Raw genomic sequence first — 16,733 nt, forward strand, 5'->3', positions numbered from 1 at the left:
CAGATGGAACCGCGGGACACGGCCTCACGCGACCAGCGGCCTGCAGGCGCCTTCTCCGACCCTGACCTCCTGAGGCGGATCGCGTCGGCTCTGGTCATGGTTCCGCTTGCCATCGCGGCGGCCTGGTGGGGCGGCTGGCCCTTCGCGCTGTTCTGGCTCGTGGCGGCAGCGGTCGTCCTGTGGGAGTGGAACCGGCTGATCCTCGACGAGGTGCCTCCCGTCATGATGGGAGGCGAACTCATGGCGCTCGCCGCGGCAGTGCTGCTGATCCGCTACTTCCTCAATCCCGGCTTCGGGCTGGTGGCGCTGGGCATCGGGGCCGGGATCGCGCTCGCCTTCAGTCCGCAGGGACGCTCACGCTGGGCCATCGGCGGTCTCCTCTATGCAACCGCCGTGGTTGCCGGCCCGGTGATCCTGCGGGACGATCCCTCGCTCGGTTTCATCGCCATCCTCTGGCTCTTCGCGGTGGTCTGGGGCGCCGATGTCGCGGCCTATTTCGCCGGGCGGACGATCGGAGGACCGAAACTCTGGCCGGCCCTGTCGCCGAAAAAGACCTGGTCCGGCTTCATCGGCGGCCTTGTGGCCGGCACCAGCCTTGGGCTGGCAGTGGTGCATTTATCCGGCGTGCCTGTGAGTTTTGGGCTGGCCCTGTGCAGCGCTGCCATTGCCGCCGCAAGTCAGGGCGGGGACCTGTTCGAATCCTTCGTGAAGCGACGCTTTTCCGCCAAGGATGCCGGCAAGCTCATACCGGGCCATGGCGGCGTGATGGACAGGCTGGACGGCTTTCTGGTAGCCGCGATTGTCGCCGCGCTGGTCGGCCTTGCGCGCGGCGGCCTCGGCGCTCCCGCCCAGGGTATACTGGTGTGGTAATGCCCATGTCGCCCGCTCCGCGATCCCTCACGCTGCTCGGCGCCACCGGTTCGGTCGGTTCCAGCACGCTCGACCTCGTCGCCCGTCACCGCGACCTGTTCCGGATCGAGGCTGTGACGGCCAATGGCGATGCCGAAGGTCTGGCGCGGATCGCGCGGGCCTTCGGAGCGCGCTTTGCGGCCGTTGCAGACCCGGCCGCAGGCCCGCGGCTGGCCGAGGCGCTTTCCGGCTCGGGTATCGAGGCCGGCTCCGGGCCCGAGGCTGTGGTCGACGCGGCTGCCCGGCCCGCCGATCTCGTGATGGCGGCCATTTCCGGCGCCGCCGGGGTAGAGCCCGTCCTCGCAGCGATCGGGCAGGGGACGACCATCGCCCTGGCCAACAAGGAGAGCCTCGTCGCCGCCGGTGCCATGGTGATGGGCGCGGCACGGTCCCGCGGCGTGTCGATCCTGCCGGTGGATTCCGAGCACAATGCCGTCTTTCAGGCGCTCGCCGGGTCAAGGATGGAGGATGTCGAGACCATTTCGATCACGGCCTCCGGCGGACCCTTCCGGACCTGGACCGCTGCGGCCATTGCCGCCGCGAGGCCCGAGGATGCGCTGAAACATCCCAACTACACGATGGGTGCGAAGGTAACCGTCGATTCGGCAAGTCTCATGAACAAAGGCCTGGAACTCATTGAGGCGCATCATCTCTTTGAGGTTGAGCCGGCCCGCCTCAAGGCGCTGGTCCATCCCCAGCAGGTGGTTCACGGCATGGTGGCGTTCCGTGACGGTTCGGTTGTGGCCCAGCTTGGCCCGGCCGATATGCGCGTGCCGATCGCCCATTGCCTCGGGTTCCCCGGGCGGATCGACGGGCCGTCCGCGCGGCTGGATCTGGCCGCGCTTGGAATCCTGACCTTCGAGGAGCCCGACCTCTTGCGCTTTCCCTGTCTCAGGCTGGCTATCGAGGCCATGGAGGCCGGGGGCAGGGCGCCAACCGTCCTGAATGCCGCCAACGAAGTGGCCGTGGAAGCGTTCCTCGCCCGGCGCATCGGCTTCGGCGCGATCGCGGCAATCGTGTCCGATACGCTCGATGCGCTGGGCGCCGGCCAAGCTCCAGCCACAATGGGCGATTTAAGGTTTGTAGACCATGCCGCGAGAGATCGGGCGCGGAGCTCTTTGCTTCGCCTGGCCGCTCCGGCATCTTAACTCTCGGGAGGGTGCGACTCCGCCTCGGGCGGTTCGCATCCATGGGACTTCGACATGAATCTTTTCGCCACGCTGGGCGGATGGGGCCAGACCTTTGTCTGGACCGTCATCCCCTTCCTGTTCGTGCTGACGATCGTGGTGTTTTTCCACGAGCTTGGCCATTTCTGGGTGGCCCGGCGGAACGGTGTGCGCGTGGAGGTCTTCTCCATTGGCTTCGGCCGGGAACTGGCGGGCTTCAATGACCGTCACGGGACGCGGTGGAAGCTGAGCGCCATCCCCCTCGGTGGCTACGTCAAGTTCTATGGCGACGCGGATGCGGCCTCGACACCGGACTTTGCCGGCACCGCGTCGATGAGTGAGGAGCAGAGGCGCGAAAGCTTCTTCCACAAGACCCTCGGCCAGCGGGCTGCCATCGTTGCGGCGGGGCCGATCGCCAATTTCATTCTCGCCATCGTCATCTTCGCCGGCGTGTTCATGGTCTTCGGGAAGGCCATCACGGCGCCGCGCGTGGACACGGTGGTGGCCGACAGCGCCGCTGCAAGGGCTGGTTTCCAGCCGGGCGACCTTGTCCTGTCCGTCGGCGGCCGCTCGATCGAGAGCTTCAGCGACATGCAGCGCATCGTCGCGGCCAGCGCCGGTGACACGCTGACCATCGTCGTCGATCGCGGCGGCTCGCGCACCGAACTGTCGGCTGTCCCGACCATCCACGAGTTCAAGGATCGCTTCGGCGGCACGCACCGGATCGGCCGGCTCGGCATTTCCCGCTCCAACCAGCCGGGCGACACGCAGATCCGCCGTTACGATCCCTTCACCGCAACCGTGATGGGCGTGCAGGAGACCTGGTTCGTCATCGAGCGGACCTTCGCCTATCTCGGCGGCATCGTCATGGGCACGCAGAGTGCCGACCAGCTCGGTGGGCCGATCCGCATCGCCCAGGTGTCAGGCGAGGCCGCCCAGGTGAGCTTCGGCGCACTCCTCATGCTGGCCGGCCTGATCTCGGTGTCGATCGGCCTGCTCAACCTTTTCCCGATCCCGATGCTCGACGGTGGTCACCTCGTCTTCTACGCCATCGAGGCCGTGCGCGGCCGTCCAATGAGCGAGAGGTCGCAGGAAATGGCCTTCCGATTCGGCCTCGCGCTCGTCCTGATGCTGATGATATTTGCCACCTGGAATGACATCCGGGGGCTCGTCGGATGAGGACTGGCGTGGCGTCAGGGCAACGGCGGACGGAAAACGGGCCGGCATCGTCCGGCGCGGTTTGCACTGATCCTGAAACCGGTTACAAGCAACCGGCCCAGGCAGATTCCATGGGCGGTTCGCATTCGTGCGGGCACGATAGCATTGAACAGACAGGCGCGTGATTCATGACTTCTTTCGCTCGGACGGTCCGAACGGTCGTGATCGCAGGAACGATGACGGCAGTCGGTGCGGTGGTAGCAACCACCTCCGGCACTGTTCTCTCTACCAGCGTGAACGCGCAGGCTTCCTCGATCGTCGTGCAGGGCAACAGGCGGATCGAGAGCGATACGATCCGCTCCTATTTCTCCACCGCACCCGGTGAGCCGCTGTCGGCCGCACGGGTCGACGAGGCCATCAAGGCGATGTACGCCACGGGCCTGTTCCGTGACGTGCGCGTCAGCCGCGCCGGCGGTCGTCTGGTCGTGACGGTGGACGAGAACGAGGTCATCAACCGCATCGCCTTCGAGGGCAACCGGCGGCTGAAGACCGAACAGCTTCAGAACGAGATTGAATCGCGGCCGCGCGGCACCTTCTCGCGCGCTACCGTCCAGTCCGATGTGCAGCGCCTCTACGATGTCTATCGCCGCACCGGCCGCTACGATGTCGAGATTTCGCCGAAGATCATCAGCCAGCCGAATGGCCGGCTGGATCTCGTGTTCGAGATCAATGAGGGCAAGAAGGCAGGCGTCCGCGCCATCAGCTTCGTCGGCGCCAACGCTTTTGGCCGGCAGCGCCTCCTCGACGTCATGTCGACGGCTGAATCCGGCATCTTCTCCTGGCTCAAGTCGAACGACGTCTATGACGCCGACCGCCTGAACGCCGACCAGGAGGCGATCCGCCGCCTTTACCTCCGCGCCGGCTATGTCGACATGCGCATCCTGTCGGCGCGCGCCGATTTCGACCGCGCCGCTAATGCCTTCGCCATCACCATCGAGATCGAGGAAGGGCCGCAGTACCGGGTCGGCACGGTCGATGTGGAATCGAACATCCGCGATGTGGATGGCGCGACCCTGCGCCGCTCGGTGCGGACCCAGACCGGCTCGGTCTACAACGTCGAACTGGTCGACAAGTCTCTTGAGGACGTTACGCTGGAGGTGGCCCGCCGCGGCTATGCCTTCGCGACCGTGCGTCCGCGCGGGGAGCGCGACCCGTCCACCCTGACGGTCAATCTCGTCTATGTGGTCGAGGAAGGCCCGCGCGTCTATGTCGAGCGCATCAACGTGCGCGGCAACACCCGCACGCAGGACCGCGTCGTCCGGCGCGAGTTCGATATCGCCGAGGGTGACGCCTACAACCGCGTGCTGGTCGACCGCGCCGAGCGCCGCTTGAAGAACCTCGGCTTCTTCAAGAACGTGCGGATCACGACCGAGCCGGGTTCGGCTTCGGATCGCGTGATCGTCAACGTGGATGTCGAGGATCAGCCGACCGGCCAGTTCTCCATTTCCGGTGGCTATTCGACCAGCGACGGCTTCATCGCCGAGGCCTCGGTGGAGGAGCGCAACTTCCTCGGCCGCGGCCAGTTCGTTCGCCTTGGCGGCACGCTCGGCCAGCGGACCCGGGGCGTGACCTTCTCGTTTACCGAGCCCTTCCTGATGGACTACCGCCTGTCGGGCGGTTTCGATCTGTTCTTTCGGCAGGTCAACCGGTCGAGCTTCCAGCCGTTCGAATCGAATTCCTACGGCGGCACGCTGCGGCTTGGTATTCCGATCACCGAGAATTTCGCCGTCCAGTTGCGCTACAGTGCAGTGGCGCAGAGGATCTCGATTCGCTCGGACCAGACGAACTGCTTCACAGCCTATGGCGCCCCGTTGAACCAGTTCACCGACGTAAACGGTGGCGTTCACTATCTTGAGCCTACCGACACGCGTGCGACCGACATTATGGCCGCGGGAGGTGTGAACGACGGCCCGGCTCTCACAGGCCCCAATGGCTTGCCGGCAACCTTAGCGAATGGCGGTGTGAATCCGCCGTTCAGTTGCTTGGCTGACGGCGAGGTTTCGGTTGCCCTTCGGGCGGTCGATGGCCGGCAGCGCTTCATCTCGATGTTCGGCTATTCGCTGGTCTATTCGAACCTCGACCGGGTGAACAATCCGAGCCAGGGCCTCTATGCAGAGCTGAAGCAGGACATTGCAGGTGCCGGTGGCAATGCCCGCTTCATCCGCACCAGCGGCGAACTGCGCTACTACCACGACCTCACCAACGACTGGATCGCGATGCTGCGCGTCCAGGGTGGCCATATGCTCGGCCTTGGTGCGCAGAGCGCCAATGGCGGCCGGCTCGACGCCATCGACCAATGGTTCATGGGACCGGAACTGGTGCGCGGCTTCCAGACGGCGGGCATCGGCCCGCGCGACTTCGCCCCCGCCATTGGCGGCCGCCTGGCAGATGCTGTCGGTGGAACGATGTACTGGGGCGCTTCGGCAGAGATCACCTTCCCGATCTCCTTCCTGCCGCGTGATTTCGGCATGCGTGGCGCGGTTTACGCCGATGCCGGCGCGGTCTGGGGCTATGACGGCGTCAGGCAGTTCAACACCGGCGGCGGTATTCTGCCCGTCAATCTCGTCGATCCGGTCACGGGGCGGAACTCCGCTGCCCATGCGGTCCGGTCGTCGGTGGGTGTCGGTCTTCTGTGGAACTCGCCCTTCGGTCCGATCCGCTTCGACTATTCGTGGGTCCTGTCGAAGGCGCCGTGGGACCGCACGCAGGCTTTCCGCTTCTCGGGCGGCACGCGCTTCTGATCCAGCGTCCAGGTGCCGTCCGGCACCGGACCGGCAGGCGGGGCGACAATGGTTGAGCCGCGTTTCCTGACACCGGCCGAGGCGATGACAGTCGCCTCGGTCTGCAAGTTTCTGGGCGCATCCTTCAACGGGGAGGATCGCCCCGTCACCGGCGTTGCGGCTCTTGCCGATGCGGGATCAGGCGATCTGTCCTTCTGCGACAATCCCCGATATGCGGCCGACCTTGCCGGCACGCGCGCCGCCGCCTGCCTGGTCACCGAGAAGCTGAAGGATGCCGTGCCGTCAGGCACGGCGGCGATCCTGGTGTCCCATCCCCATGCTGCCTTCGTGTCGGTCTCGCGCCGGCTCTACCCGCAGGCGCTCAGGCCGCAATCGTTGTTCGGCGCCACCGGTGTCTCTCCGGGCGCGATAATCCATCCCTCGGCGCGGCTGGAGCCCGGCGTTGTCGTCGATCCGGGTGCCGTGATCGGGCCCGGTGCGGAGATCGGCGCCGGTACGCTGATCGCGGCCAATGCCGTGATTGGGCCGTCGGTGCGCATCGGCCGTGACTGTGCCGTCGGGCCGGGCGTCAGCCTGACCCATGCGCTGGTCGGCAATCGTGTCATCCTCCATGCGGGGGTGCGGATCGGTCAGGACGGGTTCGGCTTCGAACCGGGTGCGAAGGGCCATGGCAAGGTGCCGCAGATCGGCCGTGTCATCATTCAGGACGACGTCGAGATCGGCGCCAGTACGGCGGTTGATCGCGGCCATGTGCGCGACACGGTGATCGGCGAGGGCACCAAGATCGACAATCTGGTCCAGATTGCCCACAACGTGGTGATCGGTCGCCACTGTCTCATCGTCAGCCAGTGTGGCCTGTCGGGTTCGGCGACACTGGGCGACTTCGTCATGCTCGGCGGACAGGTCGGCGTGAACAACCACATCACTGTGGGGTCTGGCGCACAGATCGCGGCGACCTCCATCGTCAAGGATGAGGTGCCGCCCGGCGCGCGTTGGGGCGGGCGGCCGGCCAAGCCGGTGCGCGACTGGTTCCGCGAGATTGCCGCCGTCGAGCGGCTGGCGCGGACGCGGCAGTCGGACTAGGTAGGCAGGTGCCGGCATCGCCGCCGCGTCGGTCCTGCAGGTCTGGAGCGGGGTGGGTTGCAGGGCGTCCGGGCGAAACAACTGCAAACCGGGTCAGGAGAGCGGGGGAGCGATGAACGAGACGACCACGATCGATGCGATGGGCATCGCCACCATCCTGAGCACCCTGCCGCATCGTTATCCGTTTCTGCTGATCGACAAGGTGATCCGCATCCAGGGCGACGATTTCGGCGTCGGCGTGAAGAATGTCACGGCCAATGAGCCGCAATTCATGGGGCATTTCCCCGGCAATCCGGTCATGCCGGGCGTGCTGATGATCGAGGGCATGGCGCAGACTGGCGGGGTTCTCGCCCTTGCTCACCAGGGCTCCGCTGGCAAGCTCGTCTTCTTCATGACCATCGACAAGGCGAAGTTCAGGAAGCCGGTCATCCCCGGCGACGTGGTCGAGTATCACATGACCAAGTTCGCCAAGAAGCGGAACATCTGGTTCTATCGCGGCGAAGCCTATGTCGACGGCAAGCTGGTCGCGGAGGCCGAACTCTCGGCCATGCTCGCCAACGCCTGAAGCCCTCTGGAACGCATCGATCATGACCCAATCGTCGGCCGACATCCACGCGCTGGCCCATGTCGACCCGTCCGCACGGGTGGGGCAGGGCGCTACCATCGGGCCCTTCTGCGTGATCGGTCCTGATGTCGAGATCGGCGAGGGCGTGCGTCTGCATTCCCATGTCCATGTCGACGGCCATACGGTGATCGGCGCCGGCACGGAAGTCTATCCCTTCGCCTCGCTCGGCTCGCCGCCGCAGGACCTGTCCTACAAGGGTGAGCCGACCCGCCTTGAGATCGGTGCCGGCTGCGTCATCCGCGAAAGCGTCACGATCAACCGCGGCACGCCGAAGACCGGCCTCACCCGCATCGGCGATCGTTGCTTCCTCATGGCCTATGCCCATGTCGCGCACGATTGCCGTGTCGGCAACAATGTCATCTTCGCCAATGCAGCGACGCTTGGCGGCCACTGCCAGGTCGGCGATTCCGTGTTTCTGGGGGGACTCTGCGCGGTTCATCAGTTCACCCGGATCGGTGATTTCGCCATGGTCGGCGGTGTGACCGGCGTGAAGGACGATGTGATTCCCTTCGGCATGGCCTTCGCCGCCAACGGCGCGGCGGGAGAACTGATCGGCCTCAATGTGATCGGGATGAAGCGCCGCGGCTTCTCACGCGAGGATCTGCGCGTGGTCAGGGCCTGCTACGAGACCCTGTTCTACGGTGTCGGCACCTTCGCCGAACGCCTCACTGATGCCGCCGCGGCCTATCGCGACCATCCGGCTGCCGGTCGCCTGATCGCCTTCATCGAGGCTGGGGAGAAGCGTCCGGTCATGATGGCCGCGCCGAAGAAGACGCGCGTCGCCGGCTCCGATGACTGACACCTCCCCGCTCGGGATCATTGCCGGGGCAGGGCGCTTTCCGCTGGCCCTGGCAGAGGCGGCATCGGCGCGCGGCCGCCCGGTCTTCGCCATCCTCTTGAAGGGCATTGCCGGTCCCGAACTCGAGGCCTTCCCGCATGAATGGGCGGGGATTGGCCGCTTCGGCCAGATTCTCCAGGCCGCCCGCCGGGCTGGCTGCCGCGACCTCGTCTTCATCGGCTCGCTGGTGCGGCCGCATCTGTGGACCACCGTGCCGGACCTCGCGGCCCTCAGGGCCCTGCCCGATGTGATCCGGCTCTACCGCGGCGGCGACGACCATCTCCTGCGCGGCATCGCCAGTCTGTTCGAGAAGGAGGGCTTCCGCCTGCTTGGGGCCCAGGAGGTTGCGCCTGAGCTTCTGATGCCCGCCGGGGTGCTGACCCGCCGGGCTCCGGGCGCCGACGACATGGACGACATTGCCCATGGGCGGGCGGCCATTGCGGCCCTTGGCCCCTTCGATGTCGGGCAGGGCGTCGTCATATCAGGCCGCCGGATCGTCGCGGTCGAAGGCGCCGAGGGCACGGACGGAATGCTCGAGCGCTGCGCGGCGATGCGGGCCAGCGGCCGGCTGAAATGGGCGTCCGACACGGGTCTTCTGGTCAAGGCTCCGAAGCCCGGACAGGATCATCGGCTGGACCTGCCGGCGATCGGACCGGGAACCTGCGAAAGGGCGGCCGATGCCGGGCTGAGAGGCATTGCGGTCGAGGCCGGCGGCACGCTGATGGTCGAACCGCAGGCCATGATCGGGGCGGCCGACCGGCGCGGCCTCTTCATCGTGGGGGTGGAGCGATCCGGACCTCCGGCACCATGACCGAAGCCGGCAAAGAACTTGATGTGTTCATCGTTGCCGGAGAGGAGTCCGGCGACCAGCTTGGTGCTCATCTGATGGACGCGCTCGTCGCCATGCACGAGGGCGGCGCGCGGTTCCGCGGGCTTGGCGGCTCCCGCATGGAAGCACGGGGCGTTGTCCCGCAATTCCCCATGGCCGAGATCACGCTTCTCGGGCTGACCTCGATCGTCGCGCATCTCCCGCGGGTCCTCAGGCGTCTTCGCGAAACGGTGGCGGCGATCGCCGCGGCCCCTCCGGACGTGCTGGTGCTGATCGACAGCCAGGGCTTCAACGCCCGTGTGGCCCGCTCTGTCCGCAAGCTGCTGCCGAACCTGCCCATCATCCTCTATGTCTCGCCCTCGGTCTGGGCCTGGCGACCGGGCCGCGCGCAGCGCCTGAAGGGCGCAGTCGACCATATCCTTGCCCTCTTGCCGTTCGAGCCGGAGGTTCACCGCAAGCTCGGCGGGCCGCCCTGCACCTATGTCGGTCATCCGATCAGCGAGCGTCTCGTCGAGCTGCGGCCGGGCCCTGCCGAGATCGCGAGGCGCAACGCGTCACCCCCGCAGGTTCTGGTGCTGCCCGGCAGCCGCAAACTGGAGATCACCCGGCTTTCGGATCTGTTCGGCCAGGTGATCGCGCGCACGGAGGCCGCTGCCGGCCCGTTTGACTGGGTCCTTCCGGCGGTGGTGCGCCACCGACGGCTGATCGAGCGGGAGGTGTCCGGCTGGCCGGTGAAGCCCCGCATGGTGACCACCGATGACGAGAAGTTTGCCGCGTTCCGTTCAGCACGCGCGGCGCTCGCCTGCTCGGGCACCGTCACGCTGGAACTGGCGGTGGCCGGTGTTCCGCAGGTCGGGGCCTATCGCACCGGCTGGCTGGAAGCGCAGATCGCCCGCCGGCTGATCACGGCCGAGACGGCGATCCTTGCCAATCTCGTGATCGGGCGGAAGGTGGTGCCGGAGTTCCTGCAGGAGTTTGCCACCGTGGAGGGCCTGACCAATGCACTCCTCGCGGTGATCGCCAACGGTCCGGCTCGGCAGGTCCAACTCAATGGCTTCGCCGAGATCGATGCCATCATGGATTTCGACGGCAAGAGCCCCAGCCGGAAGGCGGCGGAAATCGTGCTGGCTGTGCTGGCGGAGCGCAGGTCCAGAGCCTGATCCGATCGAAGATGCCGGCCAGACGTCCCGAAACGCAAACGGGGCGCCGCATGGACGCCCCGTTCTGCATGCGTGAACCCGGGCTGACCGGATCCGCCCCGCTCAGCCCTTGCGGCGCGAGATCGGCACGTAGTCCCGGCGCGGGGCGCCCGTATAGAGCTGGCGCGGCCGGCCGATCTTCTGCTGCGGATCCTCGATCATCTCTTTCCACTGGGCGATCCAGCCGACCGTGCGCGCCAGTGCGAACAACACCGTGAACATGGAGGTGGGAAAGCCCATCGCCTTCAGCGTGATGCCTGAATAGAAGTCGATGTTCGGATAGAGCTTCTTCTCGATGAAATACTCGTCGGACAGCGCAATGCGCTCCAGTTCGACAGCGACGTCGAGCAGCGGGTCGTCCTTGATGCCGAGCTCGCCGAGCACCTCATGACAGGTCTTCTGCATGATCTTGGCGCGCGGGTCGTAGTTCTTGTAGACCCGGTGGCCAAAGCCCATCAGGCGGAACGGATCGTTCTTGTCCTTGGCCTTGGCAACGAATTTCGGAATGTTGTCGACCGAGCCGATCTCGCTGAGCATCTTCAGCGCTGCCTCGTTGGCACCGCCATGAGCCGGCCCCCACAGGCAGGCAATGCCGGCCGCGATGCAGGCGAACGGATTGGCACCCGACGAGCCGGCGAGCCGGACGGTCGAGGTCGAGGCGTTCTGTTCGTGGTCGGCATGCAGGATGAAGATGCGGTCCATGGCGCGGGCAAGGACCGGGTTCGGCTTGTAGTCGGCGGCCGGAACCGAAAAACACATCCTCAGGAAGTTGGACGCGTAGTCGAGCGAGTTCTGCGGATACACGAACGGCTGGCCAATGGTGTATTTGTACGCCATGGCCGCAAGCGTCGGCAGCTTGGCGACCAGGCGAATCGACGAGATCATCCGCTGCTGCGGATCGGCGATGTCGATCGAGTCGTGATAGAAGGCCGAAAGGGCGCCGACGGCCGCCACCATCACCGCCATCGGGTGGGCATCGCGCCGGAAGCCGAGGAAGAAGCGCGACATCTGGTCATGCACCATGGTGTGATGCGTGACGCGGAAGTCGAAATCGGCCTTCTGGGCGGCGGTGGGCAGGTCGCCGTAGAGCAGGAGATAGCAGGTTTCCAGGAAGTCGCCGTGCTCGGCAAGCTGCTCGATCGGGAAGCCGCGATAGAGCAGAACGCCCTCGTCTCCGTCGATATAGGTGATCTGGCTTTCGCAGCTTGCGGTGGAGGTGAAGCCGGGGTCGTAGGTGAACATCCCCGTCTGGCCATAGAGCTTCGCGATATCGACCGTCGAGGGGCCGATCGTCCCGTGCGAGACCGGCAGTTGCACCGACTTGTCGGCATAGGTCAGTGTGGCCGTCTTTCCATCACCGGACATTGGCAACCTCTTGGATTTGCAAATTGAATCGATTGTGCCCGCGCAGATGACCCAAGCCGTCTCCTGGACGCGCCCCCAAAGACCCGGATAGACGCTTTTTCGCAATGCGGCAAGCGGCGGGGCATCAGACCTTGGGCTGTCGGTGTCGCCACGGACGCCGCGCGCGTGATGCCTCCGGCAGAGGGCGTCAGCGGGCCTGATCCGCGATCCGGGCGAGGCTCTCCTCGCGGCCGAGCACGTCGAGCACGTCGAAGATGCCCGGCGACGTCGTGCGGCCGGTAAGGGCGGCCCTGAGCGGCTGCGCGAGCGCGCCGAGCTTGATCCCGCGTGCCTCGGCCTCGCTGCGCACGGCAGCATCGGCGCTGGTGGCCGACCATTCGGAAAGGCCGGCGAGGCGCTGGTGCAGGGCGGTCAGGTGGGACCGGGCATCCGGGGTCAGCAGGGCTGCAGCCTTGGCGTCCACCTGGATCGGCCGCTGCGCCAGAATGAAGCCCGCGCCGTCGATCAGGTCGAGCACTGTGCGGGCCCGCTCCTTGAGGCCGGGCATGGCTTTCAGGATCTGGGCACGGACCAGCGGCGACAGGGCATCGGCAATCGCCCGTCCGCCATCGATATGCGGCAGCACGTCGTCGATGGCCGCCATCAGGCGCTGATCGTCCGCATGGCGGATGTAATGGGCGTTGATGGCGTCCAGCTTGGCGAGATCGAAACGGGCGGCAGACCGGCCGACGCCGGACAGGTCGAAGGCCGCAGTCATCTCCTCGGTCGAGAAGAACTCCTGGTCGCCGTGGCTCCACCCGAGCCGGACCAGATAGTTGCGCAGTGCCTCGGGCAGGTAGCCGAGGGCGCGATACTGCTCCACGCCCAGAGCGCCATGGCGCTTGGACAGTTTGGCCCCGTCCGATCCGTGGATCAGCGGGATATGGGCCATGGCCGGCACCGCCCAGCCGAGCGCCTGGTAGATCTGGATCTGCCGCGCCGCGTTGGTCAGGTGATCGACGCCGCGCACGACATGGGTGATTCCCATATCGTGGTCGTCGACGACCACGGCCAGCATGTAGGTGGGCGTGCCGTCGGACCGCAGCAGGACGAGATCGTCGAGGTCCTTGTTGGGGATCACGACACGGCCCTGGACCAGGTCGTCCACGACCGTTTCGCCATCCTGCTGGGCCTTCAGGCGGATCACCGGCTTGACCCCGGCCGGGGCATCCGCCGGATCGCGATCGCGCCAGCGCCCGTCATAGCGCGGCGGGCGGCCCTCCTTCATGGCGAGCGCGCGCATCTCGTCGAGTTCCTCCGGGCTCGCATAACAGCGGTAGGCACGCCCCTCGGCGAGCAGGCCGAGCGCGACCTCGGCATGGCGGCCGGCGCGTGCAAACTGGAAGATGGTCTCGCCGTCCCAGTCGAGCCCGAGCCATGACAGACCGTCGAGGATCGCGTCGATGGCTTCGGTGGTGGAGCGCTGGCGGTCCGTGTCCTCGATCCTGAGGAGCATCCTGCCGCCCGTCTTGCGGGCATAGAGCCAGTTGAACAGGGCCGTCCGGCCCCCGCCAATATGCAGGAACCCGGTCGGGGAGGGGGCGAAACGGGTGACAACCGTCATGATTCATCCGGACACGACAGGGGGCGCGCGGCCGGCTAGCCTGACCCCGAAAGCGCGTGCGTTTAGCACGGAGGGGGCCGGGAGGGGAACTGGTCTTGCGGGCACGTGCGAAAGCCGTGGCGGCAGGCGTTCGGGCTGCCACAGCCGGCGGCTGGGACGGGCTTTCGCCTCTGTCGGACCGGCTGGCGGCTCTCGGCGGCCTCTGCCTTCGCTGGCTTCTCACCGAGGTGGATCGCGGCCGCCTGTTCCTCGGCCTGCCGATCGCCTTCGCCGCGGGCATCCTGCTCTATTTCGCGGCCCCCGACGAACCCATGCTGGCGGCTCCCGTCGCGATGACAGCGGGCCTCGCCATTGCAGCGTTCCGGTACCGCGAGACCCAGGGCCTTCGTGTGGCGCTGGTGGCAGCCGCGATGGCGGGCGCCGGCTTTTCGGTCGCCACGATCAAGACCGCCCTGCTGGCTCATCCCGTGCTCGGCGCCGAAACGGCAACGGTTCGCGTCACAGGCTGGGTCGAGGCGGTCGAGCAGCGCGAAAGCAGCGACCGCGTGACCCTGCGCGTGGTGCGCATCGAGCCGGCGCCGGCAGCAGCGCTCGAGCGGGTGCGGGTGGTCAGCCGCGGGCGCACCGGGATGACCGTCGGGCAGGCCTATACCGTCACGGCGCGGCTGCGCCCGCCGGCGGATCCGCAAGGCCCGGGCCTGTATGATTTCGCCCGCGAGGCCTATTTCTCGGGGATCGGCGCCTCGGGGCTCGCCTTTGGTCGTCCGGCGCTGGCCGAGGCCGGGCCAAAGCCCTGGCCCATCGTCGCCCGCGAGGCATTGGAGGACGTGCGCGGCTCGATCAGCCGCCGCATCCGCGCAGCCATCCCCGGCCAGTCCGGCGCCGTCGCCGATGCGCTGGTGACCGGCAAGCGAGATGGCATTCCCGAAGCCTTGAACGAGGTCATGCGCGCGGCCGGGACCTATCACATCCTGTCGATCTCAGGGTTTCACATGGCGCTCGTTGCCGCGCTGGTCTTCGCTCTGGTGCGGGGCACGCTGTCGCTGGTGCCGGCACTGGCGCTGAGGCGCAGGGTCAAGGCCTGGGCGGCCCTCGTTGCCCTTGCCGTATCCACCGCCTACCTGCTCATCTCGGGGGCAGAGGTCGCCACGCAACGCTCCTGGATCATGGTGGCCGTGGTGCTGGTCGGCGTGGCCCTCGACCGCGGCGCACTCACCCTGCGCACCCTGGCCGTCGCAGCGCTGATCGTCCTGACCGTCGCGCCGAAAAGTCTTCTCGGGCCGAGCTTCCAGATGTCCTTTGCCGCAACGCTGGCTCTTGTCTCCGGCTATGGCGGCCTGAGACCCTGGGCCGAGCGGCACGCGGAGGTGAAGGGCGGGGCGGGGCGCGCCATGCTCGTCGTGACAGGAGGCGTCGTCGGCCTCGCCATGGCCTCGCTGGTCGCTTCGCTCGCAACCACGCCCTATGCCGCCCATCACTTCAATCTCGTCCACCTCTATGGCGTTCCCGGGAACCTGCTTGGCGCGCCGATCGTCGAGTTCGTGGTCATGCCGCTGGAAATCCTCGCCCTGCTGCTCTGGCCGCTGGGTTGGGACGGACCGGTCTGGGCGCTGGCCGGCAAGGGTGTCACCGCCTTCATCTGGACCGCTGAATGGGTGGCCTCTTGGCCGGGCGGCAAGGCGGTGGTCCCTTCGTTCGGCCCCATGGCCCTCGGCATAATGTCCCTGGGACTGATCCTTGCGGCCGCGCCCTCGACACCCCTGCGCTGGCTGGGCCTGCCGATCTTCCTTGCCGGCATGGGCCTCGGGACATGGCGCGACCCGCCGCCGCTGGTGCGTATCGATGCGGATGGCACGACGGTGGCCGCCCGCGGCCCGGACGGGCTCCTGAGAGCGGCATCCAGCCGGACGAGCCGTTTCACGCTCCAGCGCTGGCTTGCCAGCGAGGCCGATTCCCGCAGCGCGGCCGACCAGAGCCTGGTCGACGGGGTTCGCTGCGACGCCCTTGGCTGTGCCATGCCGCTGGCCGGAGGAGGGCGCATCGCCGTGCCGCGCGATCCGGAGGCCGTCGCCGATGATTGCCGCGAGGCGAGCCTCGTCGTGACCCGCCATCCGGCGCCCGCCGATTGCAGGGCGATCGTCGTCGATCTCGCGGGCCTGCCCTGGACCGGCGCCGTGGTCCTCCGGCGACACGGCGACCAACTGTCGGTCGCACCGAGCCGGCCACCCGCCGGACTGCGTCCGTGGTACCGACCCCGGCCGGCGGGCGAACCAAAGCCTCTGGTCCGGCTTCCTGCCGCGCGCGCCACCATCCAGCCGGCCGTGGCGCCTGACCTCGAGGTCCAGCCCGACACCGACCCGCAAACCGGCGAGACCCTTCCCGAAGCTCCGCAGGCCGGTGAAGACGAGCCGGCTCAGTAACGCCGGATCAGCCCCACGAGCTTGCCCTGGATACGCACCCGGTCGGGACCGAGCACGCGCGTCTCGTAAGCGGGATTGGCGGCCTCGAGAGCGATCGACGTGCCACGCTTGCGCAACCGCTTCAACGTCGCTTCCTCGTCGTCGATCAGCGCAACCACAATGTCACCGGTCTCGGCATTGTCGGACTTGCGGATCAGCGCCAGATCGCCCTCCAGGATGCCCGCGTCGATCATCGAATCCCCGCGGACTTCAAGGGCATAGTGGTCGCCCCGGGAGATCATCTCGGGCGGCACCGACAGCGTGCTCGTCCGGCTCTCGATGGCCTCGCGCGGCACGCCGGCGGCGATCCGGCCCATCACCGGCACGGACACCGGCATCAGCGCTTCCTCGTCGGAGACCTGCGGGCGGATGCGACCCAGCGAACCCTCGATCACGCTCGGCGCAAACCGGCCACGCGCGGGGCCGGCCGACTGCTCGGGCTGGCGAATCACCTCGAGGGCACGCGCACGATTGGGTAGCCGGCGAATGAACCCGCGCTCTTCCAGCGCCGTGATGAGACGATGGATGCCCGACTTCGATTTGAGATCCAGCGCCTCCTTCATCTCCTCGAAAGAGGGCGGAACGCCGCTTTCCTTCAGCCGCTCCTGGATGAAGCGAAGAAGTTCGTTCTGCTTGCGCGTCAGCATCGGCTTGTCGTCTCCGGCTCTGATCTGTCCGACTCGCTCGAACAGATCATG

General features: G+C 67.1%; 13 protein-coding genes. 10 read left to right on the forward strand and 3 right to left on the reverse strand.

Annotated features, from left to right (window positions below):
• The first annotated feature begins 3 nt into the window (after positions 1–3).
• The 9 genes from ACTIFS_RS14685 to lpxB all read left to right on the forward strand — a co-directional run bounded on the left by ACTIFS_RS14685 (position 4) and on the right by lpxB (position 10,569).
• Entirely contained in the window at positions 4–870 is an 867-nt protein-coding gene (locus ACTIFS_RS14685) for a phosphatidate cytidylyltransferase (RefSeq protein ID WP_439574863.1), read from the forward strand.
• Between the two features lie 5 nt (positions 871–875).
• Entirely contained in the window at positions 876–2,057 is a 1,182-nt protein-coding gene (dxr, locus tag ACTIFS_RS14690) for a 1-deoxy-D-xylulose-5-phosphate reductoisomerase (RefSeq protein ID WP_439574864.1), read from the forward strand.
• 54 nt (positions 2,058–2,111) lie between these two features.
• Positions 2,112–3,254 (forward strand): RIP metalloprotease RseP, encoded by a 1,143-nt coding sequence (gene rseP, locus ACTIFS_RS14695; RefSeq protein WP_439574865.1) that lies wholly within the window; start codon positions 2,112–2,114, stop codon positions 3,252–3,254.
• 215 nt (positions 3,255–3,469) lie between these two features.
• Complete coding sequence (gene bamA, locus ACTIFS_RS14700; protein WP_439574866.1) at positions 3,470–6,034, forward strand: outer membrane protein assembly factor BamA; 2,565 nt, start codon at positions 3,470–3,472, stop codon at positions 6,032–6,034.
• A 48-nt stretch (positions 6,035–6,082) separates the two neighbouring features.
• The gene (gene lpxD / locus ACTIFS_RS14705; protein ID WP_439574867.1) at positions 6,083–7,117 is read left to right on the forward strand and encodes a UDP-3-O-(3-hydroxymyristoyl)glucosamine N-acyltransferase; all 1,035 of its coding nucleotides are present in this window, start codon (positions 6,083–6,085) and stop codon (positions 7,115–7,117) included.
• Positions 7,118–7,229: 112 nt separating this feature from the next.
• Entirely contained in the window at positions 7,230–7,682 is a 453-nt protein-coding gene (gene fabZ / locus ACTIFS_RS14710) for a 3-hydroxyacyl-ACP dehydratase FabZ (RefSeq protein ID WP_439574868.1), read from the forward strand.
• Between the two features lie 22 nt (positions 7,683–7,704).
• A complete protein-coding gene (lpxA, locus tag ACTIFS_RS14715) occupies positions 7,705–8,541 on the forward strand; it encodes an acyl-ACP--UDP-N-acetylglucosamine O-acyltransferase (protein WP_439574869.1) in 837 nt (278 codons plus the stop codon).
• A complete protein-coding gene (locus tag ACTIFS_RS14720) occupies positions 8,534–9,391 on the forward strand; it encodes an LpxI family protein (RefSeq protein ID WP_439574870.1) in 858 nt (285 codons plus the stop codon). The genes lpxA and ACTIFS_RS14720 overlap by 8 nt, the downstream gene beginning before the upstream one ends.
• Positions 9,388–10,569 carry a lipid-A-disaccharide synthase gene (gene lpxB, locus ACTIFS_RS14725; protein WP_439574871.1) on the forward strand — a complete coding sequence of 394 codons (1,182 nt, stop codon included), beginning with the start codon at positions 9,388–9,390 and terminating at the stop codon, positions 10,567–10,569. Before ACTIFS_RS14720 ends, lpxB begins: the two co-directional genes overlap by 4 nt.
• Before the next feature lie 102 nt (positions 10,570–10,671).
• On the opposite strand, the gene gltA is transcribed toward lpxB, so the two are convergent.
• Both gltA and gltX read right to left on the reverse strand, forming a co-directional pair.
• Positions 10,672–11,973, reverse strand: a complete 1,302-nt coding sequence (gene gltA / locus ACTIFS_RS14730) for a citrate synthase (RefSeq protein ID WP_439574872.1) — start codon at positions 11,971–11,973, stop codon at positions 10,672–10,674.
• A gap of 187 nt (positions 11,974–12,160) precedes the next feature.
• Complete coding sequence (gltX, locus tag ACTIFS_RS14735) at positions 12,161–13,576, reverse strand: glutamate--tRNA ligase (protein WP_439574873.1); 1,416 nt, start codon at positions 13,574–13,576, stop codon at positions 12,161–12,163.
• Positions 13,577–13,692: 116 nt separating this feature from the next.
• Between gltX and ACTIFS_RS14740 the strand changes: the two genes are divergently transcribed.
• The gene (locus tag ACTIFS_RS14740) at positions 13,693–15,996 is read left to right on the forward strand and encodes a ComEC/Rec2 family competence protein (protein WP_439574874.1); all 2,304 of its coding nucleotides are present in this window, start codon (positions 13,693–13,695) and stop codon (positions 15,994–15,996) included.
• On the opposite strand, the gene lexA is transcribed toward ACTIFS_RS14740, so the two are convergent.
• Positions 15,990–16,682: a transcriptional repressor LexA gene (gene lexA, locus ACTIFS_RS14745; RefSeq protein WP_439574875.1), complete on the reverse strand. Its 693-nt coding sequence runs from the start codon at positions 16,680–16,682 to the stop codon at positions 15,990–15,992. The two genes, ACTIFS_RS14740 and lexA, sit on opposite strands and share 7 nt — an antisense overlap.
• Positions 16,683–16,733 lie beyond the last annotated feature (51 nt).

The sequence above is a fragment of the Phreatobacter sp. genome (genome assembly GCF_051860605.1).
GTDB lineage: Bacteria > Pseudomonadota > Alphaproteobacteria > Rhizobiales > Phreatobacteraceae > Phreatobacter.

Excerpts from the sequence above, each read along its gene's own strand:
- ACTIFS_RS14685 (WP_439574863.1), top strand. The coding sequence starts at position 4 with ATGGAACCGCGGGACACGGCCTCACGCGACCAGCGGCCTGCAGGCGCC.
- dxr (WP_439574864.1), top strand. The coding sequence starts at position 876 with ATGTCGCCCGCTCCGCGATCCCTCACGCTGCTCGGCGCCACCGGTTCG.
- rseP (WP_439574865.1), top strand. The coding sequence starts at position 2,112 with ATGAATCTTTTCGCCACGCTGGGCGGATGGGGCCAGACCTTTGTCTGG.
- bamA (WP_439574866.1), top strand. The coding sequence starts at position 3,470 with ATGACGGCAGTCGGTGCGGTGGTAGCAACCACCTCCGGCACTGTTCTC.
- lpxD (WP_439574867.1), top strand. The coding sequence starts at position 6,083 with ATGGTTGAGCCGCGTTTCCTGACACCGGCCGAGGCGATGACAGTCGCC.
- fabZ (WP_439574868.1), top strand. The coding sequence starts at position 7,230 with ATGAACGAGACGACCACGATCGATGCGATGGGCATCGCCACCATCCTG.
- lpxA (WP_439574869.1), top strand. The coding sequence starts at position 7,705 with ATGACCCAATCGTCGGCCGACATCCACGCGCTGGCCCATGTCGACCCG.
- ACTIFS_RS14720 (WP_439574870.1), top strand. The coding sequence starts at position 8,534 with ATGACTGACACCTCCCCGCTCGGGATCATTGCCGGGGCAGGGCGCTTT.
- lpxB (WP_439574871.1), top strand. The coding sequence starts at position 9,388 with ATGACCGAAGCCGGCAAAGAACTTGATGTGTTCATCGTTGCCGGAGAG.
- gltA (WP_439574872.1), bottom strand. The coding sequence starts at position 11,973 with ATGTCCGGTGATGGAAAGACGGCCACACTGACCTATGCCGACAAGTCG.
- gltX (WP_439574873.1), bottom strand. The coding sequence starts at position 13,576 with ATGACGGTTGTCACCCGTTTCGCCCCCTCCCCGACCGGGTTCCTGCAT.
- lexA (WP_439574875.1), bottom strand. The coding sequence starts at position 16,682 with ATGCTGACGCGCAAGCAGAACGAACTTCTTCGCTTCATCCAGGAGCGG.